Genomic DNA, 19,613 nt, shown 5'->3' with positions numbered 1-19,613 from the left:
TCAATAAGACATCTAGAATAGGGATAGTAGCTCAAATGAAAAATGCTTAACGAAAACAATGCTTACACTGAAGAAACAGGGAAATAAATGGCTTCCAAAGTCAGTATCGGATTTGGAAAATTATCTTAAACAATTCATGGTTCCAATACCACACTATGAAGAGAAAGAGTGTAGAGGGCTGCAAAAGAATATTGCTTACTCGCTTCAACACCTCGAATTTATACATCGCTGTGGCGAAGACTTAAATCTTACTTCCGTTCTTTGGAATCAAAACGCGAAAACGTTCATCATAGTAGCGTGTTCAATTATTGAGGCTCTATTTTTTTACCTACTTCGCGCACGCGGTAAAGCTGCAACTACTTCATGGAAATCCTATCGCAAGTTATCAGGGCAGGAGTTTGAAGATTCTGATGGGAAGAAGAAAAAAATTAATATGGAAATCTTTGAAAAGGTTAAGCCAGAAATTTACCAAGAAATGAGTTTTGATAAAATGTGCCAGCGCGTCGAGTCAAAAAAGCTTGTTGCATTGGGAAATGACGAATTCTTTAAGAACCTTCCATATCTCCGTCAGATTAGAAATCGTGTTCATGTTCACATTGTGAAAGATGACACCGACACTGATTATCTAAAAATCCAGCAAAAGGAATACAATTTAGCAAGAAAAGTTCTTTTCACCCTACTAACTTCCGAGCTTTTTCCTAATGTTAGAGAAGACTTGTTTGATTATCTTAAGGTAGATGAGACGACGAAATACTGAGAAATCCACCATTGCAAGGATTTTTGACTATTTCTAATGCGTTGCAGTGGCGACTTCAGTATGGAAGAGTCATTGAGCGCGCTGGACAACAGGAAGGCGTTATCGCAGTTTATAAATCTAACCGATGAGTTCCAACGATCGCAAAACAAGACTAGAATACGGCGATTTTCAGACACCGCCGGCATTAGCCGAGATGGTATGTCGAAAATTAGTAGAACTTAATGTCAATCCAAACACTATCATTGAGCCGACGTGCGGAGTCGGTAATTTTATTGAAGCTGCTGCACGTTCGTTTCCATCCGCAGCGAAGATTATCGGGGTTGAAATAAATCAAAATTACTTAACAGAAATCAGACTAAATAAGCAATTATTTCAGGATGAGAGATGCGATATTTTTCATGGAGATTTCTTTCGATTTAATTGGAAATCGTTAGTTGATCAATACACAAATAGACTGCTTGTACTCGGCAATTTTCCTTGGGTGACAAACTCACAACAAGGAACTTTTGGTAGCGAAAATTTACCTAAAAAAAACAACTTTCAAAATCACAAAGGCTTAGATGCTCTCACAGGTAAGAGTAACTTTGATATCTCAGAATGGATGCTGATTCAGGCGGTGCAATGGCTGCAAAAGCGCGATGCTTATCTGGCCATGCTTTGCAAGACTTCTACTGCTAGAAAGTTATTGAATTACATTCACTCTCAAAAACTCTATCTCGCTGACTGTGCAACTTACACAATAGATGCCAAAAAATATTTTGATGCAAATGTTGATGCTTGTTTGTTAGTTTGCAAATTTGACAGTTATTCGCGAAACTACTTCTGTGATGTATTTAGCAGTTTAGAAACTTCGGACTGTCACCGAATTGGATATCATAATAATCTCTTGGTTAAGGATATCGATGCTTTCAGTAAATTGAGTAATTTATATGCGGTGGATTCAGGGACAAAATGGCGATCGGGTGTAAAGCATGACTGTGCGAATGTGATGGAGTTTCGGAAAATTGACAATTATTTTGTAAATACCTTGGGAGAAGTTGCCGATATTGAGGAAACTTATCTGTTTCCACTGCTCAAAGGATCTGGTGTTGCTCAAAATCGAATTAATGCTACCGATCGCTATATGCTAATTACTCAAAAATTCATCGGAGAATCAACAGAAAATATCCAAAAAATTGCCCCTAAAACGGGGCGATATCTGGAGTCTCGCGGGCAATATCTAGATAATCGAAAAAGCAAAATTTATGAAAATAACCCTAGATTTGCGATTTTTGGAGTGGGCGATTATACCTTCAAACCTTGGAAAATTGCGATCGGCGGGCTTTATAAAAAATTGGAGTTTAGGTTAATCGGCGAAATCGCTAATAAACCTGTAGTTTTTGATGATACTGTTTACTTCCTAAGTTTTGATGATGAGGGAGTTGCACGTCAAACTTTTGAGCTTTTGAATTCATCGGCTGCAATTAAGTTTTATTCTGCGATCGTATTTTGGGATGAAAAGCGTCCGATCAAATCGAGTGTCTTAAATTGTCTGAATCTGTCATTGCTGGCAGATTCGGAGTTTGTAACCGCAGATGCACGCGGATGAGTATAGTTCTGCTATTTTTGACCGAATACGTAAAAAGTGGTGATATCGTTCCAAATTCCTTGCTGGGTTTGCAATGCTTCTATTTCTGCTTCAAATTCGGCCTTGGCTTGTGCTAATTGCTCAGTTGAAAGTGTTGATAACGGCGGGGGATATTGTCCAGGGGCGGGATGAGAATTTCCGGCCCACATTGCTTTTGCTTTTTCTAAACTGATATAGCTGCCATCTTGTTCAATCTTAATTTCTATTTCCTTAAATCCTGCTTCTTCGAGTAGTCTGTGGCACTTTTCAACAGTGCCTGTGGGTTTGCTCATATTGAAGGAAATACCGTGTTTTTCGGCTACTTGCTGCGTCACAACTCCGCCTACAAAAGCGGTGTCGGCAAAGGCATGAAAGCCAATTATTCCTCCTGGTTTGAGGAATGTGTACCAATGCGTGAGGGCGACGTGCAGATCCGACATCCAGATGAAGGCAGAGGCACAAAAAATGCGATCGCAAACATTACGTGGTAAGTCGATATTTTCGGCATCCCTTAGCAAAAATTCTGTATTATTAAGCTTTAATTCGAGAGCTTTTTTTCTGGCTACATCGAGCATTCCATGCGAAATATCTACGCCAATAACTAGACCTTCAGTACCGACAATTTGAGCGGCTGCGATCGCCACATGACCCGTTCCCGTTGCAATGTCTAAAACCGTTTGTCCGCGACTCACTCGTCCGTATTCAACGAGACGCTGAGCAATCTGCAAATGCCAATCGCTATTGTCATAACTTTGACTTCTGCGGGTGTACAAATCTGCGATTTCTTGTTTGTATTTGTCTAATTTAGGTTGGTTGTTCATAGAGCAAAATGATGAATAGATTCAATGTACCACTCAATTTCCGCATCCGTGCAAGTAATTCCATTCTGCCAAATTTCATATTCACTCAGATCGATATCTTCATTCCAAACCAGTGCATAACCACCAGGCTCAATTTTAAAGTTTCTGAAAAATCTAGGATTACCTAACGTCGCAAACATCGGATTCTCTAATAACTTAGAGATGTCATATTTTTTGATTTCAAGATTAGTAAACTTAACCATCAAGGTATTATCGTCAATAACTTTAGCAGAAACAATGCGCTCAGGTTTCATAATGAGGATTATTGTAGTAGAAATAATAGCACAATGACAGACCATCGCCACTAACTTCAATCATTCCGCAAAGCTGCGATCGGATCTAACCTAGCAGCATTCCGTGCCGGCAAGACTCCAGCCAATAAGCCTACTGTAAAGGATAGTCCAAAACCGGCTGCGATCGACCATACTGAAATTACAAACGGAAAACTAAATGCTGTCGCGGCCCCAAAGGCGATCGCAATTCCCAACCCAATACCAGCCGTACCGCCCACAGTCGAAACTAAAATCGATTCAGCCATGAATTGAATCAAAATAGCTGCATTGGTAGCACCTACAGCTTTGCGAATCCCGATTTCCTTAGTGCGCTCCACAACTGACACCAACATAATATTAGCAATCCCGATGCCGCCAACTACCAGGGAAATTCCGGCGATTGCCACTACCATCACTGTAAACAAACCTACCACATTGCTGAAAGTATTCACAATATCAACTTGATTAATCACTCGAAAATCATCCGGTTGTGGCGGATAGATATTGTGGCGCAAACGCATGATATTTTCTACTTGAAATTGAGCATCAGCTAAATCCGATTCCCCCGTAGTTTGTAACCAAAAACCAGAGATGGCAATTCCAGCCAAAGAATTTCTACCCACAATTCGAGCCGACATATTTTTCAGGGGAATATACACGCGATCGTCCTGATCCGTACCCCCTACCGAACCCTTGGGTTCCATCACTCCTATTACCTTGTAGCGCCCTCCCTGAATGCGAACATCGGCTGATAGGGCATTAGCACCAACTCCAAAAAGCTCGTCTCGCACCTTAGAACCAAGGACAACAACTGGTTCAGCAGCATTCAATTCATCCTCATTAAAAAACCGTCCTGCTTGAGGTTGAATGTTCTTGACATCGGGATAATTTAAATCAGTTCCTAATATAGAAGTAGATGAATTTTGTCCGCCATAAACAACTTGCACTTGGCGCTGCAAAAACGCCGAAATCGCCTTAACTGCCGGTGCTTGTTTGCCGATCGCCCTAGCGTCATCCCATGTCACAGTAGAAGCAGAACCACTACCCTGACTAACACCGCCCGATCGCGAAGCACCAGATAAAACCAACAGCACATTAGTACCCAAAGCCTTCAACTGTTCCTCAGTAGACTTTTGTACTCCCTGGCCCACCGAAGTAATCGCAATCACCGAAGATATGCCAATAATCACGCCCAGCATCGTCAAACTGGTACGCAACTTATTATTCCACAGCGCCTCAGTCGCCATGAACATAATTTGAACATTTGAGATTTTGTTAATAACTGGGGGAGTTTTTAATTTCATGTTATCGGTTATTTGTTATTTGTTATTTGTTATTGAGCGGGCAAATTTCTACTACTCAAATCTTGTACTTTTTCATGAACAGGCAAGATGCCTGTTCCACAAAAATTCAATTTTCTTGTGGGGTGGGCTTCTAGCCCGCCCAGAAAAGATTATTGCAAATAGTGCAAAATATCTCTTTTTATGAACAGGCAAGATGCCTGTTCCACAATAGATCAATTTTCTGCTTGTGGGGTGGGCTTCTAGCCCGCCCAGAAAAGATTATTCCAAATAGTGCAAAATATCCGATCTAACGCAAACGACTTCCACCACCCGGCTGCAAACCTGGAATTCCGCCCGATGATGGAGTTTGAGATTTAGGCCGCAAGCCAGGGGGGAAACTAATAAAAACCTTTTCATTTCCCTTCAAGCCCGATCGCACTTCCGTCTTATCATCAACCGTCATCCCCGTCTTAATCGGCACAAACAAAGGCTTCCCATCTTCACCACCAGTCACAAACACTCCCGTTTCCTTTTTTTGACGAACAATCGCCGCAGTCGGGACAACTAAAACATCCTTCAACTCACCCGCCTTAAACTCCACATTCACATTCATTCCCGATCGCAATAGTTTTTTAGCATCATCAAGAATTGAAGCTTTTACCTCAAAACTGGTAACATTTTGCTGGACAATTGACTGAGGTGAAATTTGATTAACTTTCCCAGTAAAAGTCTTTCCCGTATAAGCATCAGCTTGAATAGACGCATTTAAGCCGAGGCGGATTTGAGCAATATTACTTTCTGCCACATTCGCCACAACCTGATTTTTTGAAGCTAAAGACAAAATCGAAGAAGAAGTTGCCGATGTCACCGCACTACCTGCTGTTGTCGGTGTCACAAAAGCTCCTGGATCGGCATATTTGCGGGTGACAGTACCGCTGAAAGGAGCGCGAATTTTCGTATCATTAATCAACGCTTGGACTGTTTGAAGACTACCTTTAGCCGAGAGAACTTGAGCCCGGGCGATCGCAATTTCTTCCGGCCGAGCACCACCTTGAATTAGTGCCAAAGCTTGCTGTTTTTGCTCCACTGCGGCTTCGGAAGCGGCGATGTCTTCGGATCGCGCCCCCGATCGCACTCCTGCCAAAACTTGCCGTTTTTGCTCGACTGCTGCTGCGGAAGCCGCAATATCTTCCGGGCGAGCACCAGCTTGAATTAGCGCCAAAGCTTGCTGTTTTTGTTCAACTGCGGCCCGCGCAGCAGCGATGTCTTCCGGGCGCGAACCAGCTTGCAACAAAGCTACAGCTTGTTGAGCTTGTCTGACTTGAGTTTGAGCTCGATCGCGCGCGGTGCGAGAAGTATTCACAATTTGAAGAGAAATGGCCCCCGATGTGTAGAGTTCCTGATTTCTTTGAAAGTCTTCTTCTGCTTGTTTTTTGGCATATTCAGCATCCCTAAGTTTCGCGCTTGCTTGGGCAATATCTTCAGGGCGATTGCCCTTGAGCAATTTTTGAAGAGTTGCTTGTTGTTCTGCTAATTGGGCCTTTGCTGCTGCAATATCTTGACTGCGATTCCCATTGAGCAATTTTTGCAGGTTTGCTTGTTGTTCATTTACTTGGGCTTGGGCGGCGGCAATATCCTGAGTGCGATTACCGTTAAGTAATTTTTCCAAACTGGCTTGTTGTTCAGCTAATTGAGCCTTTGCTACTGCAATATCTTCGACTCGATTACCATTGAGTAATTTTTGCAAGTTGGCTTCGGCTGAGGCGAGTTGTCCGCGATTTTGAGTCAATTGTCCTTGCAGGTTGGAGTCATCCATTTGGGCGAGAATCTGCCCTGTTTTAACAGTGTCTCCTTCTTTAACCAGTAAAGTTTTGAGCACTCCTGAAGTTTTGGGGCTGACGTTAACACTCCTTTCGGGTACTATTGTGCCATTTGCGGAAATGGCGATCGGCAAATTCACCCTTTCTACAGCAACGGTTTTTTCCTTGCGTCTGCTTTCACGGCGCGATTTGACTGCGAGTTGGCTGTAAGCTGTGTAGCCGACTCCGGCGAGTAGGGAGGCAGCGAGGAGTCCGCTTAACCAGGGAGTCAGCCCTTTTTTAATCTGAAACTGCTTTAGGAAGTACATATAAGTTAGACCGATCGGGCGTCTGCTTCATTTTGACCGATCGGGAACCGAAAAGGTTCAATTTAAGTCTGGCTAATTTTTTTTGGTTGTGGTGTTGTGTCGGATTATTTTGGATAATAATGAAATCAGCTACGATCAATTGAGAATCTCGATCGATGAGGAACGCAGACATGAGCATTCAATTAGAGTTACCGCCGGAGTTAGAAAGTCAACTATCTACTGAAGCCTTACGACTAAACCTACCTTTATCTGAGTACATACTACGTGTTTTATCGATCAGAGAAGTTCTGAGTAACCCACCTAAAACTGGAGCAGAACTTGTTGCTTACTGGCAAAGTGAAGGAGTCATCAACTCACGACCTGATATTACCGATAGTCAATTATATGCTCGAAACCTGCGCCATCATTTCTATCCTGCTTGAGCAATAATTTTCCCTATATCTTGAGGCGTTGCACCTGTTGCCAGGATTGCGCGTATTAACAGTTCAATAGAAACCGAATCTTCGCCATTTTCAGCCTTGGCAATACGAGGTTGACTGGAGTTGATTTTATCGGCTAACTCTGCCTGTGTCATCAATTTTTGCCGACCTTAATTGAGATTAAGACTGAGGGCTAACTTAATCTCAATTAAGGTCGATTCCTCTGGTGAAAGTTCTAAGAATTCCGAGGCAGATCCGATTTTCCAGCCTCGATCTTCTAGACGCTTCTTTTTCGCTTGATCCATAACATTAGTCCTCTATATCCGTGTCATATTATATCATATCTGATATAATTATGGCGAAGATCGTCATTCGAGGTAACAGTTGCTATGACTTACCCTAAGAAGAAAAAAGGTTTCCGCACCATCAATGTTGAAGGGCAAGAATTCCGTTGGCATTTCCGCCCTTCTTTTGACGACGACTACTTGACTTTGCAAGGGAGTGTTTCATCTGGCGAGCAGTTAATTGTTATCATGCGTTATCCGTGGTTGCCAATCAACGGTTTCCATTTAACCGATGGCGGTAATGTGTTCCATTTGCACAAAGCAGCCTGGATCGTCACTAGCAAATTTGCTCGGACAGCTATCTTGCATGGTATTGCTAACGGCTGGAAACCAAACGATCGCCGTCCACCCCTGTTCTGCGTTTATAGTGAAGGAACCTTTTCATCTATGACACCGCAACGCGAAACATCGGTTACATATTCCTAGAAAGAGTTATAAAGCCGTCACAAATAGGAGAAAATATGCTCGAACTCAGACCAACCTGTGAGCATTGCAACAAGGCGTTGCCACCAGACTCGCTTGATGCACGCATCTGTACCTATGAATGCACTTTTTGCGCTACCTGTGTGGAGAGCATTTTGGGTAAAAATATTTGTCCGAATTGTGGTGGTGGCTTTGTTCTGAGACCAATCAGGCCATCAAAAAACTGGAGAGACAACAACTATCTTAGCAACGATCCGGCGATCGCCAAAGTCAAATACAGGCCAGTGGATCTAGAGGCTTATGCAAAGCTTGTGGCGGTAATTGGCAGCTTAGCTCCGGAAAAGCGGTAAGGCATTTAATGATTTTACCTGCCAGCCATCAAAACCTGTTCAGCAGTCAGTTTTAAGTCTGGGAAAGTTAGAGAGACGATGGTCTGATTGCCCCGAATCTGTTGAATTTGATATTCCCCATTCACTAAAGTGCAAATAGAAAGGGTGGGTTTTTTAGGCTTTCCAATGTGTTGAGTACCACCTAATCCTGCGTAGTCCGCAATCCAATATTCAGGAATACCTAAAACTGCGTAGTCTTCAACTTTACGAGAATAGTCATTTTGCCAGTTACTACTAACAACTTCCGCCACAAATTTAATCGAACTGCCCAGTGTTAGAATCGACTCACCAGACCAAAGCAGTTCTTTAGTAAGTTCATTTCGATCGACAACTGCAACATCAGGTCGAAATGCTGTCATACCAATATTTGAAGGGCGCAATAGTCCCCGCTGAAGGACAAACCAAGGTAAGCCTGTTCCGTCGATCTGGACACATATTTTTGTGGTAATGAAGGCTGCAACCTCCTCATGGGGGCCTGTGGGTTCCAAGTCGAATACCTCTCCATCGATCAGCTCATAGCGATTATCGCCACCATAACGGGCGATAAACTCGTCAAAGCTGAGTGGTTTCTGTTGTATTGGTTGGTCGATCGCAATGGTCATAGCTCAACTTAGCCCAATCAATTCCTTTAGTCTATCAGATGGACAAACTGGTTAGATCGATCGAACTTGTGAAAAGTTCGATCGCCCATTTCCTCCTTAACAAACAGCAGCCACGCCCAACTCTGTAATCGCCGCCTCCGGGCCCACCAAAGAAATATACGGTTCGACGAAGTATTTGTGAGCAGCTTCCCTAGCTTCAGCAGCAGTAACTGCCGCAATTTCTGCTTGAAACTGCTCGTCAAATTTAATTCCCAATTCCAGGATTTCGTACCAACCTAAAACTTGGGCAATTTGCGAATTGGTTTGTTTTCCTAAAGCATATTGACCGAGCATTTTATTCTTGCAAGCTTGCAATTCTTCTTCGCTTAGTTGGGTGTTGGCGAGTCGATCGACTTCTGTACGCAATCCTTCAAAAGCAGTCACCGTATTTTCGGGTGCTGTACCCATGTACGCTACAAACTGAGCCGTGTCCAGGCGCGTCGCGTAGAGTGCCGAAACATCGTAAGCTAAGCCCCGCTTTTCCCGCAATTCCACAAACAACCGACTCGACAAACCGTTACCCAAATAGGTATTCAGTAACTTAATCGCTGCATAGTCGGGATTTTTGACCGAGGGCGCGAGGTAGCCCAGCATAATCACTGATTGCTGGGTATCTTGCGCCTTAGCCACGGATTGCGGGGAGGCTTTGAGGGGGGGAACGGTTAAAGTTGGGAGGGGTGTTAAAGGCGCTTTCCAGTCACCAAATGTACGATCGATCAGGGCGATCGCATCTTCGGTAGATATTCTGCCGGCTACCGAAATAACCACATTATCGGGACGGAAATAGGTTTTGTGGAACTGTTCGAGCTCGTTTCTGGTGAGCTTTGACATCGTAGCTTCCGTGCCCAAGGTGGAGAAAGCATAGGGATGTTCCTGATACATGGCGTGTCGCAATTGCTCGAAGGCGATCGCAAATGGTTGTTCTTGTTGCGATCGAATTGCCGATATCGCAATGCGGCGTTCGAGTTCGACTTCAGCTTCCGGGAAAGTGGGCGATCGCATCAATTCCGCAGCCAACTCCAAAATGTCCTGAAAATCGGCAACAACCGTCTTCAAACTCACTAAAAAATAGTCTGTAGTCGAGTCGGTACTCAATCTCGCTCCTACCGATTCTACACGTTCGGCAATTTCTAGCGAAGACAGGCGATCGGTTCCCTTAGTCATTACCGCCGACAGCAAGTGACACAATCCTGCTTGTTCCGGCTGTACGCAGCGGCTACCGGCGCGCAGGAATATCCTAGCTGCAATAATATCTGCTGCTGGATTTTCTGATGCTAAGACAACCATACCGTTGTCTAAAACCGTGCGCTGAATTTCATTTTTCATCATTAATTTAGTTAGTAATTGGGAATCGGTAATGGGGAATCGGTAATGGGTAATTGGTAATGGGTAATTGGTAATTACCAGAAATAATTGGTTGAAAGCCGGAACCTTGATTGGGAGAAATTAAAATCAGACTATTCATTACTCCAATCTTCTTCCTTCGTCAAGTGCTGTCAACTGTCAACTGTCAACTGTCAACTGAATCGATCGCCATTTTGCTATTTTCCATTTGCATTTTGTATGCTGTCAGACCGAGCAGAGCTTGATGCACGATCATACTAAATGTAACAAAATCTATCCGTAGGGTGCGGGCCAAACAGAGAAAACACCGGACAAACCAAGATTTATCCGGTATCAAAGATATTCATATTCTGTCCCTTTACCATCAGACTGGTTTGATCGCCACAGCCGCGTAGCGTTGGGGTGAGAGATATTGTTGAGCTAGGCGCTGGAGGTCTGATGGCTTAAATGACTGAATCCTGGTAGGATAGCTGAGCGCTAATTCGGCAGTGGCGATCGTACTGTAATATCCGTAAAGACCAGCTAACTGTCCCGGCGTTTCGAGGGAGAAAGCAAAGTCGTTGCACAGCAAACGCTTGCAGCGCATCAGTTCTGCCTCCGAAACCAGCTCAGATTGCAATTCCCAAAGCCGATCGCAAATTCGAGATTCCACCTCTTCTAGATCCTCGGCTTCCAAGACAGCACTAATCGTAAACAAACTCGATTCCCGTTGTAGCGAGAAAGAGCTTTCGATCGCGTGTACCAATTGTAATTCTTCCCGCAGTTCCCGGACTAAACGCGAACTCCGCCCATCTGCGAGCAACACAGAGATCAAATCCAAGCCGCAAGCACTTTGCAAGTGATCAACTCCCGGCCCACTCCACGCCATCATCAGTCGCGCTTGTTCCAATCGAGGAAGACAGAGTTCCTGACGGCGAATTTCTACTAACGGCGGTTCGGCTTCGGCGACAAATTTAGGACAATCCCACCTGTCAGAAAACCGATCGAATGCTTTCCCTGTGATATCTCTGGCTTCTTCTTCCTCAATTCCCCCGACTATCACCACAGTCATATTTTCCGGCTGATAGTGCGATCGATGAAAACAGCGCATTTCGTGGGGAGTTCGCGACATCAGCAACTCTTCCGTACCGAGTACCGATCGCCTGTAGGGATGTCGCTGGTAGACTGTTTCCATCATTGCTTGGAAACCCAGCCAATCGGGATCGTCTTGAGATTGTCGGATTTCTTCGAGTACCACATCTCGTTCGCGATCGAATTCCGCATCGGGAATCCCAGCACGCAACAGCAATTCTGCCAGTGGCTGCGCCGTTTCTGCTAAATAATCTGCCCCAGCGTTGACATAAAAATGGGCGTAGTCGTGACTTGTAGCTGCGTTGGCGACACCGCCGCGATTTTCGATTACTTGGTCAAATTCTCCAGGGGCGATCGCATCCGTCCCTTTAAATATCATGTGTTCTAGAAAATGAGCCATTCCCGACCAAGAATCCGGCTCCTTCGTAGCGCCAGCCCTCACCCACACGTCTAGCGCAACCACCGGTGTGGCCGAAATCCGCTGGTGAATGACCGTTAACCCATTGTGCAGCTTCCAGACCTTGGCTGGGAACTCTAAAGCAGTGAGCAGTTGAGACAAGCTAGTTATTCTTAAACTTCAGTTAACTTCGGCTTCAACTATAGTAGCGCTTTACTGATGTGCGATCGGGATTAATTGATACAAAAGTCAGTTGTCAGTTGTCAGTGGGCTGTTGTCTGTGGGTTGTGGTCATTCAGGAAGTAATTTTTGCTTTTTTTAAAACGACCTTAGCCTTAATTACTTACCATTTCTTGGTTTAAAAGTCAATAGGTTGCGCGGGATATTAATGAATCAGTCGGGAGAAAGAGGGAGTAATCAGAATATTTCCATAAATTAAAAGATGTAAGAACACTAAAGACATCGAGAGGAGAAACGACAGATGGTAGCTACCCTTGAAGATACCAAGCGCCAAGCGATCGCGATGAAATTAGCAGACATGAAAGCACTGCAAAACCTGCTGATCGCCAACGAGCAATTGTTCATCAATTCCTGCAACGACTCCGAACTGTGCGATCGCTTCCGGGATATGCTGGAGGACGATCGCAAAAACATGGGCGTATTGGAAACCACGATCGTCCAATACGGGATTCAATCCGAACCCAAAGAAACCACCACAAAAATGATCGAAGAAATTCAGAAACTCATGGAAGGTTCTGAACTCACAATGTTTGAAAAAGTCGGTCAGCACGAACTGCTCAAACACAAACAAACAATGGCCGGCTTGTTAATTCACAAAGCCGCTCAAGTAGTTGGCGCCGACATCGAAGCCGCCATTACTCCCCTCAACACAGTTAACTTTGAAAACCGCGCCCACCAAGAACAACTCAAAGGAGTTCTCGAAATTTTAGGAGTGCGCGAACTCACCGGAAAAGACCCCGATCAAGGCGTTTGGGCCCGCGTCCAAGACGCAATGGCTGCGATGACCGGCATCATCGGCGGTGCAGTTACCCGCACCAAAGAGGAGATGAACATCACCGAAATCATCTCCATGGATCACCGCAAAGTCGATACCATATTCATGGAAATCGAAAAAACCGACAATCCTCAAAAACTGCAAGAATTCTTCGGTCAACTTTACAAAGACTTAAGCGTTCATGCAGAAGCCGAAGAACAAATTGTCTATCCCGCAGTTCGCAGCTACTACAGCGATACCCAAGAACTGTACGACGAGCAAGCAGCAATGAAGCAAATGCTCGCCCAAATCAAGGCTCTCAACCCCAGTTCTTCTGATTTCAAAGCTCAAATCCAACAGCTAAAAAAAGCGGTTCAGGATCACGTTAAGGAAGAAGAAAACGATATGTTCCCTCAAATTCGCCGCAACCTGAGCGAAGCACAAATGGAACAAATGGCTACTCAATTCAAAGAAGCCAAGAGTACAATTCAGCAAGAAATGGCTGGCATTAGCTAATTGAGCAGCGAGCTAATTTCAATTCTAGCTAAAGCTAGAAAACAGCTCAACTGCAACCTATCAATCCCGCCACCAAGATGGCGGGATTACTATTTTAAAAAGCAGGAAAAAAGAAATATGAGGACTAAAGTCCTCAGTACAAACTTAAAAACAAGGTTTGTAGTAAGGAATTTAGTCCTTCTTAAAAACAAGGTTTGTAGTAAGGAATTTAGTCCTTCCTAACCATTAACTACAGATCCGCCGTTGGGATGCAAAATTTTACCTGTGATATAAATAAAGGTTTTGTGGCGGCGGGGAATCGTTCTTTTTGCCGATCGCAGTCTACTATAGCAATCCTAAATCATTTGTGTAATTCTTGTAGGGGCAATCCGACCCCTACTCCCCGTGGTTGCCCAATCTCAGAGGGCGGGCACTCTTGGCACCGCCCCTACATATCTGTATTAATCATTTAGGATTGCTATACTAAAGACAGTTTGTGCGATCGGCAAAAAAGTAAACTGCACCCCAAAACAATGTTTGACGTGCAGTTTAAACTAGCTAATTACTAATAGTTGAGTTTCAAACTAGAAACCCAACTTCAGATTAGAACACTTGGATTGGAGCAGGAGCAGCCAACAGCCAATCCTCAGACTTATCTTGTGTAGTTGCAAAAGTCAGCGAACTCGCTGTTTTCAAGGCCTCAAGATCGTCAAAGTTGGTAACAACTCCACTCGATGCGACGAATTCAGCGATACTGCTGGCTGTCACTGTAGCATCGGCACTGCCACCGTTAGTCAAAGGATCGTTGCTAACTGTAGCATCCATATCCGTACCGCCGGTCACTAGATCCAAGCTAGAAGCAGTTCTTGCTGGAGTCGCTACTGGCGCCGAAGGCGTAGTATTGGGTCCCGGCACGTTAAAGGTAACAGGATTAGGCCCTGTCCGGATCGGGAACGGGTTGGGCACGTTCGGATCGTCGAAAACTTCCAAAACCGAGTAAGTAGCCGGGAACAAATTCGGGAATAGAGCAATCCCTTGTGCGTTCGTTCTCACCAAAGGCTCAGTGGCGGCATCGTAACGATTGTTCCGGTTCAAATCCAAAGTAAATGGAACATTAGCCAGACGAGGTTCGGTTCCGTCTTGTACGCCGTTGCGGTTGTCGTCTCGGAATTTGGGAACTAACAAATCATAGCGGCGAGAGTTACCAATCAAAGCGCAAGTAAAGGTTTGATTGGGGCCCAAAACGATATTGAGCGGTTGAGTCGTCTGGAAGAAACCAGGAGGAGGTACTTCTCGCAGGTTGTAAGTACCGGGACGCAAATTTCTGAAAGCAAAAGTACCAAACTGATCGCTAGTGGTAGTTGCTTCCCCTGCATCCAGGGCGCCGTTGTTATTGGTATCGAGAAAAACAGTAACGCCGCTAATCGCCGGTTCGTTTCCGTCTCGATAGCCATTCAAGTTAAAGTCCTCGAATTTGCAACCAGTGATGTTGCTATTCGGTGTATTGGCAAAAGTAACGTTAGCGTCCTGAGTGCCTAGAGTTACCGGAACACCAGCAGTTGTCGAAGCCGAGAAACCAGCCGGTACGACTTCCCGCACCGTGTAATTGCCCAGTTGCAAGTTGGTAAATGCTCCTCTTCCTTGAGCATTCGTCTGTATTTGTTGTTCTCCGGCCTCAGGAGTGCCATTATTGTTGGTGTCTAGGAAGACAGTGACACCGCTAATTGGTGCTTCACCCTGAATAGGCTCGAAGCGACCGTTTCCGTTCAGGTCATTGTATTTGAATACAGTGATGTTAGGTAGAGTGTTTCCCACACCAGAATTACTTCCATTCCCAGTATTAGCTCCCACAGGAGTAAAGATAACTGCTGGTGAGGGGTTAGTCGCTGGGAAAGGTAAAGGGGTGTTGGCAAAAATCGGCCGCTCGCCTGTGGCCGCGATCGATCTTTCCCCAGCCTGTTGAACGCCGTCGCGGTTGGTATCTACGAATTTAGGGTCGTTTGGTTTCAGTGTATAGGTTGAATCTGTTACCAAGATCGGTTGCTCTCTGCTGATCGTACCCTGGAACCGTGCTTGCGGGCCTGGTGCCGAAACCAGAGCGGGGTTAGGAGTAGTTGCCACTGGAGCATTGAGGTTGCCTGGGGCGCCACCACCGGGCAGTGTCGCTGGAAAAATTTCCAAGACAGAGTAATTGGCAGCTCTCAAATCCCTGAAGGTAGCAACTCCGTTTACATCGGTGATAGCGATGGGTTCTGAGGCTTGATCCCAGCGACCGTTCCCGTTCAAATCTAAAATGAAGGGTACGTTAGCAATGGGGGGTTCAAAAACTCCATTGACCACATTTCGCGTGCCACTGCGGTCATTGTCCCGAAATTTGTTAATTTCAATTTGATAGAGGGGAGTGTCGCCAACTTGAGCGCAGGCAAAGGTTTGACCGGGGGCTACCGTTACGTCCAGTACAGGGATGTTGTTGGGTGGGGTGCTTTGGGGGAAATCTCTTTCTAGGGGTTCTCCGTTGATACCGTTGACTCGTTCTTCCCGAACTCTGTATGTTCCAGGTGTTACATTAAACGACCACGAACCATTTTTGTCTGATAATGTGTTAAGTTCCCCTGCATCTAATCGGCCGTTGGGGACGCTGCCGTTGCTGCCATCAAGATATATCCTGACATTTTTAATCCCCGGTTCATTCCCGTCTCGAAAGCCGTCGGCATCTATGTCTAAGTATTTGCATCCAACAATCCGGCTGCCCACAAGCTGGGTGTTGCCAAAGAAAACGTTGGTGTTTGTGTTTCCAACAGTGACAGCGAGGGGATTCGGAGTCGTGGTACGGAAACCAGCCGGTACTGTTGTTTCTGTGACTACGTAGTTGCCGGGAACCAGATTTATGAACGAGAACCCTCCGTTAGCGTCTGTAAGGACGGAGATATCGCCTGTATCTAATCGGCCGTTGCTGCCGATCGCAGGTTCGAGGAGAATGGGAATGTTTGCCAGACCTGGTTCATTTGCCTGTCTGATCCCATCCGCGTTCAAGTCATTGAACTTGATACCTAAAATTGCCGGGCCTGTATTCCCAACCTGTAATTGCTGGGCAATCCGCTCTTCGCTAGTTAAATTTGCCATGATTTCTCTCCTTCACACCTAAATCCACGTAAATTACAGACTACTGTATGGGTTTGTCAATAGCTGAGTAGTTTTTGCTAGTCGCTGACAATTGCCACTCGATTTTACATACGTCTGTGCTTGAGGTAATGTTCCCCATCTCACACAACAATGCCTCAAGCTTTGTCGCTGGCCAGTATATCAGGTTTTGAAGAGCCCTGGCAATTTGAGGGCAACATCTTTAAGATTTGCACGCCTTCTCTCTCCGTACATACTTGCTGGTTTGAGCTCTAAAAAGGCCTTGATTGAGTGCTCCAGCCGATCGCAAGTCGGGCGGCATCGTTCAGGTTTGTCATGGTTTGCTGTAAACAGACGATCGCAGGCTCTGGGATTGCCTCTTCACAACAAGCTCTTCACAACAAGCTTTAGACCGATCGAGCTACCGGACTGGATATGATTTGCTTTCCCTGAAAATATGCCGATCGGGGTTAGGGGAACTGTCTGATAGTTTCTGACTTACGCTCAATGCTACAGATACATTTAACCCGGCAAATCCAGGACTAAGCCTGATACTACCGTGTATGGCAAGACAGAAAAAGCTGCAAGCTCTCCTGTCAAGGAGGTATCTCTCAAAGCTTTCAACAAGATATTGAAAGCGCCATTTGAATTTATGTCCACACTTTGAACGGGTTTTTGATATGTATTCTTCCGTTATGCCTACTACAAAACTGCCATATTTAACAGCTTGATGCTTCAACATTTCCTGGAAACGATAATGACTCAAAGTGACCATGCTCTTAGCTGTTTTAGTCGCTAAAGCATTTTTTTTCTCAATCTACACTACCAGCTTTTACCTAATTATTCAAGAAGTTTCTAGAAAATCATTTACTTTGTATCAACAGCCTCTGAAATATTTCACCCAATATACAACAAGCCAGCTTCGGGGTTCCCGGAACTTACGCTTGAGTCTTGGACGCTGCCAAGAATAGGGTATCACGCGATCGCCCTTTAATCTGTTCCTGATTTTTATTTGCAGTTTGGCATTCCGGGCGATCGAGCTTTATTCAAAACTAAATCACCTACCCGAACGAGTTTCCAGATCCCAATTAATTAATTCATTGGTCTTGACAAATCCGGCGATTTGTGGACTAGGCTCCCAAATGACATTTTGTTGCCCAAAGTTAGGAATATTGCCTACATTCGCGGCAGGTCGATCGAGCAAAAGATCGCTAATTTGATAACTATCGCGACCCGCGATCGCCAGCGAGGTATCCGCCCCCATATTGCCTACAGGTTCGCCCCCATAGCTAGCATCCGTCAGCGGGTCGCCTTTCAAGGATTTAGCCGATGGCTTACGCCCCGCTACGCTACGACTTTCAGGATCTCCAGTCAGCAAATCGATGCTGCTAGCCCGAACATCTGCCGAGACAACCACCAGCGCAGGCGGAGTTGTTTGAATGAAACCGGGCGGCGGAACTTCCCTAATGATGTAACTACCTACCGGAACATTGCGGAAACTGTAATTGCCCTGACTGTCGCTAAAGTTACTGGCTTCGCCCGGATCTAAACGGCTGTTGTTATTGAGGTCAATGTAAATTTGGGTATTGGCGATCGGCGGTTCCCCGGGGTCTAGGCGGCCGTTGGCATTAAAATCGTTAAATTTCACACCGCTAATCGTACCAGTCACCAACACGTTACCAAAGCTGAGATTGGTGGCATTTGTGCCGTTACCCACGGCGATCGGAGTCGGATTTGGCGTAGTTTGTCGGAAACCGGGCTGCGGGACTTCTCTCACCGAATAAATGCCTTGGGGCAAATTGATAAAAGAGAAATTACCTTGGGGGTTTGTTAAAGTCGAAGGTTCGTTGGGATCTCGGACATTGTTGTTGTTGGTGTCGAGGTAAATCGGCCAGTTGGCAACTCTCGGTTCCGTCGGTTCGTTGACACCGTTAGCGTTGAGGTCGTTGAACTTAAAGCCGCTGATGCTGCCGGTGGGGAAATTGTTGCCGAAATTGACCCCGACAGCGTTGGTATTGCCCGTAATGTCGATCGACCCTGGATTTGGCGTAGTCTGTATCCATCCCGGTTGCTGAACTTCCCTCACCAAATACCGGCCCGGGGAAACATTGGCAAAAGTGTAGTTGCCTTGGGGGTTTGTGATGGTATTGGGTTCCCCCGGATCTAACCTGTTGTTGGCGTTGAGGTCGAGGTAAATTTGCCAGTTAACCAGAGGCGGATCTGTCGCGTCTCGGACACTGTTGGCATTGAGGTCATTGTATTTGAGACCGCTGATGCTGCCGACAAAAAACACATTGCCAAAGTTAATATCTGTGGTGGTCACATTGGAAGTAACGTTAACCGGGCCCGGGTCGGGGGTAGTTTGGCGAAAACCCGGTTGCTGGACTTCTCTCACCAAATATGTATTTGCAGGAATATTGACAAAAGCGTAATTCCCTTGAAGGTTTGTAATAGTAGAAGGTTCGCCACCGTCTAGCCGATTGTTGCGGTTGAGGTCGAGGTAAATCTGCCAGTTAGCTAGGGGCGGTTCCCCCGGATCGAGGCGAGCATTGCTGTTGATGTCGTTGAATTTTGTACCTGCGATCGTCCCAGCGTTGAAATTATTGCCAAAATTAATATTGCTAGCATTTGTCCCGCTGGTTATTGTTATGGGTGCGGGATTCGGGGTAGTTTGGCGAAAGTTCGGCTGCTGGACTTCCCTAACTTGATAAGTTCCCGGTGGCAGGTTGGCAAAGATGTAGTTGCCTTGGGCGTTGGTGAGGGTCGAAGGTTCACCGCCGTCGATCCGGTTGTTGTTGTTGAGGTCGAGGTAGATTTGCCAGTTGGGAATTGGCACATCACTGCCGTCGGGCCGCCCGTTGGCGTTGAAGTCGTTGTATTTGTTGCCGCTGATGCTGCCGACTTGGAAGTTGCCGATGTTGACATTGCCGATGTCTATTTGGCTAGCGGTTCTGGTGGGGTTGCTGGATTCGGTCATGGTGTTGAAGAAGGCCCAATGAACGCGGTTTAATCTTTAGCTCTACGGCAATCTAGCAGTTTTTTTGCCAATTGCAGCTATTTTAGGGGATTA

Annotated in this window: 17 protein-coding genes; 5 read left to right on the top strand and 12 right to left on the bottom strand. The window is 45.6% G+C overall.

Going from position 1 to position 19,613, the window contains the following annotated elements; genetic code table 11:
- Positions 1 to 58 precede the first annotated feature (58 nt).
- A complete protein-coding gene (locus tag JGK22_RS01620; RefSeq protein ID WP_293197844.1) occupies positions 59 to 757 on the top strand; it encodes a hypothetical protein in 699 nt (232 codons plus the stop codon).
- 124 nt (positions 758 to 881) lie between these two features.
- Positions 882 to 2,345, top strand: a complete 1,464-nt coding sequence (locus JGK22_RS01615) for a class I SAM-dependent methyltransferase (RefSeq protein ID WP_293312206.1) — start codon at positions 882 to 884, stop codon at positions 2,343 to 2,345.
- A gap of 11 nt (positions 2,346 to 2,356) precedes the next feature.
- Here JGK22_RS01615 and JGK22_RS01610 read toward each other — a convergent pair whose 3' ends face one another.
- From JGK22_RS01610 to JGK22_RS01585, 6 genes are all read right to left on the bottom strand, one after another.
- Complete coding sequence (locus tag JGK22_RS01610) at positions 2,357 to 3,184, bottom strand: methyltransferase domain-containing protein (protein WP_293312204.1); 828 nt, start codon at positions 3,182 to 3,184, stop codon at positions 2,357 to 2,359.
- Entirely contained in the window at positions 3,181 to 3,477 is a 297-nt protein-coding gene (locus JGK22_RS01605; RefSeq protein WP_293312202.1) for a DUF2442 domain-containing protein, read from the bottom strand. Before JGK22_RS01605 ends, JGK22_RS01610 begins: the two co-directional genes overlap by 4 nt.
- Before the next feature lie 56 nt (positions 3,478 to 3,533).
- Positions 3,534 to 4,799 (bottom strand): ABC transporter permease, encoded by a 1,266-nt coding sequence (locus tag JGK22_RS01600; protein WP_293197840.1) that lies wholly within the window; start codon positions 4,797 to 4,799, stop codon positions 3,534 to 3,536.
- 286 nt (positions 4,800 to 5,085) lie between these two features.
- Positions 5,086 to 6,906, bottom strand: a complete 1,821-nt coding sequence (locus JGK22_RS01595; RefSeq protein WP_293204544.1) for an efflux RND transporter periplasmic adaptor subunit — start codon at positions 6,904 to 6,906, stop codon at positions 5,086 to 5,088.
- A gap of 409 nt (positions 6,907 to 7,315) precedes the next feature.
- Complete coding sequence (locus JGK22_RS01590) at positions 7,316 to 7,480, bottom strand: helix-turn-helix transcriptional regulator (protein WP_293175755.1); 165 nt, start codon at positions 7,478 to 7,480, stop codon at positions 7,316 to 7,318.
- 15 nt (positions 7,481 to 7,495) lie between these two features.
- A complete protein-coding gene (locus tag JGK22_RS01585) occupies positions 7,496 to 7,630 on the bottom strand; it encodes a hypothetical protein (protein WP_293175753.1) in 135 nt (44 codons plus the stop codon).
- Positions 7,631 to 7,714: 84 nt separating this feature from the next.
- Here JGK22_RS01585 and JGK22_RS01580 point away from each other — a divergent pair, with 84 nt between their 5' ends.
- Positions 7,715 to 8,095: a hypothetical protein gene (locus JGK22_RS01580; RefSeq protein WP_293175751.1), complete on the top strand. Its 381-nt coding sequence runs from the start codon at positions 7,715 to 7,717 to the stop codon at positions 8,093 to 8,095.
- A 35-nt stretch (positions 8,096 to 8,130) separates the two neighbouring features.
- A complete protein-coding gene (locus JGK22_RS01575; RefSeq protein WP_293175749.1) occupies positions 8,131 to 8,442 on the top strand; it encodes a DUF1272 domain-containing protein in 312 nt (103 codons plus the stop codon).
- Between the two features lie 14 nt (positions 8,443 to 8,456).
- Here the strand turns inward: JGK22_RS01575 and JGK22_RS01570 are convergent, their stop codons facing one another.
- The 4 genes from JGK22_RS01570 to JGK22_RS01555 all read right to left on the bottom strand — a co-directional run bounded on the left by JGK22_RS01570 (position 8,457) and on the right by JGK22_RS01555 (position 12,096).
- Positions 8,457 to 9,083: a Uma2 family endonuclease gene (locus JGK22_RS01570; protein ID WP_293175747.1), complete on the bottom strand. Its 627-nt coding sequence runs from the start codon at positions 9,081 to 9,083 to the stop codon at positions 8,457 to 8,459.
- A gap of 96 nt (positions 9,084 to 9,179) precedes the next feature.
- The gene (locus JGK22_RS01565) at positions 9,180 to 10,448 is read right to left on the bottom strand and encodes a pitrilysin family protein (protein WP_293175853.1); all 1,269 of its coding nucleotides are present in this window, start codon (positions 10,446 to 10,448) and stop codon (positions 9,180 to 9,182) included.
- 7 nt (positions 10,449 to 10,455) lie between these two features.
- On the bottom strand, positions 10,456 to 10,587 hold the full coding sequence (locus JGK22_RS01560) for a hypothetical protein (RefSeq protein WP_293175745.1): 132 nt from the start codon (positions 10,585 to 10,587) through the stop codon (positions 10,456 to 10,458).
- Positions 10,588 to 10,830: 243 nt separating this feature from the next.
- Positions 10,831 to 12,096, bottom strand: a complete 1,266-nt coding sequence (locus tag JGK22_RS01555; RefSeq protein ID WP_293175744.1) for a pitrilysin family protein — start codon at positions 12,094 to 12,096, stop codon at positions 10,831 to 10,833.
- A 319-nt stretch (positions 12,097 to 12,415) separates the two neighbouring features.
- Between JGK22_RS01555 and JGK22_RS01550 the strand changes: the two genes are divergently transcribed.
- Complete coding sequence (locus JGK22_RS01550; protein WP_293175742.1) at positions 12,416 to 13,444, top strand: hemerythrin domain-containing protein; 1,029 nt, start codon at positions 12,416 to 12,418, stop codon at positions 13,442 to 13,444.
- A gap of 582 nt (positions 13,445 to 14,026) precedes the next feature.
- On the opposite strand, the gene JGK22_RS01545 is transcribed toward JGK22_RS01550, so the two are convergent.
- Both JGK22_RS01545 and JGK22_RS01540 read right to left on the bottom strand, forming a co-directional pair.
- Positions 14,027 to 16,546 carry an SdrD B-like domain-containing protein gene (locus JGK22_RS01545; RefSeq protein WP_293197834.1) on the bottom strand — a complete coding sequence of 840 codons (2,520 nt, stop codon included), beginning with the start codon at positions 16,544 to 16,546 and terminating at the stop codon, positions 14,027 to 14,029.
- A gap of 1,054 nt (positions 16,547 to 17,600) precedes the next feature.
- Positions 17,601 to 19,520 (bottom strand): SdrD B-like domain-containing protein, encoded by a 1,920-nt coding sequence (locus tag JGK22_RS01540; RefSeq protein WP_293175738.1) that lies wholly within the window; start codon positions 19,518 to 19,520, stop codon positions 17,601 to 17,603.
- Between the last annotated feature and the right edge of the window lie 93 nt (positions 19,521 to 19,613).

It is taken from the genome of Microcoleus sp. PH2017_08_TRC_O_A, assembly GCF_020738665.1.
Taxonomy (GTDB): Bacteria; Cyanobacteriota; Cyanobacteriia; order Cyanobacteriales; family Microcoleaceae; genus Microcoleus.
Note: the sequence above shows the minus strand (reverse complement) of the source record. Positions and strands in the feature narration are given on the sequence as shown.

What these genes read in the sequence shown, in the direction of transcription:
- JGK22_RS01545 (WP_293197834.1), bottom strand. Translation starts at nt 16,546, where the DNA reads ATGGCAAATTTAACTAGCGAAGAGCGGATTGCCCAGCAATTACAGGTT.
- JGK22_RS01610 (WP_293312204.1), bottom strand. Translation starts at nt 3,184, where the DNA reads ATGAACAACCAACCTAAATTAGACAAATACAAACAAGAAATCGCAGAT.
- JGK22_RS01540 (WP_293175738.1), bottom strand. Translation starts at nt 19,520, where the DNA reads ATGACCGAATCCAGCAACCCCACCAGAACCGCTAGCCAAATAGACATC.
- JGK22_RS01550 (WP_293175742.1), top strand. Translation starts at nt 12,416, where the DNA reads ATGGTAGCTACCCTTGAAGATACCAAGCGCCAAGCGATCGCGATGAAA.
- JGK22_RS01605 (WP_293312202.1), bottom strand. Translation starts at nt 3,477, where the DNA reads ATGAAACCTGAGCGCATTGTTTCTGCTAAAGTTATTGACGATAATACC.
- JGK22_RS01590 (WP_293175755.1), bottom strand. Translation starts at nt 7,480, where the DNA reads ATGACACAGGCAGAGTTAGCCGATAAAATCAACTCCAGTCAACCTCGT.
- JGK22_RS01565 (WP_293175853.1), bottom strand. Translation starts at nt 10,448, where the DNA reads ATGAAAAATGAAATTCAGCGCACGGTTTTAGACAACGGTATGGTTGTC.
- JGK22_RS01575 (WP_293175749.1), top strand. Translation starts at nt 8,131, where the DNA reads ATGCTCGAACTCAGACCAACCTGTGAGCATTGCAACAAGGCGTTGCCA.
- JGK22_RS01585 (WP_293175753.1), bottom strand. Translation starts at nt 7,630, where the DNA reads ATGGATCAAGCGAAAAAGAAGCGTCTAGAAGATCGAGGCTGGAAAATC.
- JGK22_RS01615 (WP_293312206.1), top strand. Translation starts at nt 882, where the DNA reads ATGAGTTCCAACGATCGCAAAACAAGACTAGAATACGGCGATTTTCAG.
- JGK22_RS01580 (WP_293175751.1), top strand. Translation starts at nt 7,715, where the DNA reads ATGACTTACCCTAAGAAGAAAAAAGGTTTCCGCACCATCAATGTTGAA.
- JGK22_RS01595 (WP_293204544.1), bottom strand. Translation starts at nt 6,906, where the DNA reads ATGTACTTCCTAAAGCAGTTTCAGATTAAAAAAGGGCTGACTCCCTGG.
- JGK22_RS01560 (WP_293175745.1), bottom strand. Translation starts at nt 10,587, where the DNA reads ATGAATAGTCTGATTTTAATTTCTCCCAATCAAGGTTCCGGCTTTCAA.
- JGK22_RS01620 (WP_293197844.1), top strand. Translation starts at nt 59, where the DNA reads ATGCTTACACTGAAGAAACAGGGAAATAAATGGCTTCCAAAGTCAGTA.
- JGK22_RS01600 (WP_293197840.1), bottom strand. Translation starts at nt 4,799, where the DNA reads ATGAAATTAAAAACTCCCCCAGTTATTAACAAAATCTCAAATGTTCAA.
- JGK22_RS01570 (WP_293175747.1), bottom strand. Translation starts at nt 9,083, where the DNA reads ATGACCATTGCGATCGACCAACCAATACAACAGAAACCACTCAGCTTT.